1 pseudogene is annotated in these 391 nt (G+C 61.1%); it reads right to left on the bottom strand.

The window, feature by feature from the left end:
* Positions 1 to 391 (bottom strand): annotated as a pseudogene (locus QSK43_RS27060) (membrane-bound PQQ-dependent dehydrogenase, glucose/quinate/shikimate family); the annotation flags it as partial.

Below are 391 nucleotides of genomic sequence, written 5' to 3'. Positions count from 1 at the left end.
GTCGAGAACCCACAGATTGCCGATCTTGGTCGGGATGATGATTGCCGGCGTATCGACGCCGTTCTTCGGCAGGTTCAAGAGAACCGGCTGCGACGGGTTATCGCGGTCCCAGAGGTCGTGATGCGAGGTCTGGAATTTCCATTTCAGCTGGCCGGTCTTGAGGTCAAGTGCGGCGAGCGCGTCGACGAAGGCTTCCTGCTCGGGCGTGCGCGAGACACCAACCTGGTCTGGAGAGGCGTTACCGAACGGGATATAGGCAAGACCGAGCTTTTCGTCGGCGGCAAACTGCGTCCAGGCGACGACCGAGTTCGGTTCGTAATGTTCGCCCGGCGCAAGCGGCGCCGTGTCGTTCGGCTTGCTGGCGTCGAACTTCCAGACGACTTTGCCGGTA

It is taken from the genome of Rhizobium sp. GR12, assembly GCF_036596185.1.
In the GTDB taxonomy this organism is placed as follows: domain Bacteria; phylum Pseudomonadota; class Alphaproteobacteria; order Rhizobiales; family Rhizobiaceae; genus Agrobacterium; species Agrobacterium nepotum.
Note: the sequence above shows the minus strand (reverse complement) of the source record. Positions and strands in the feature narration are given on the sequence as shown.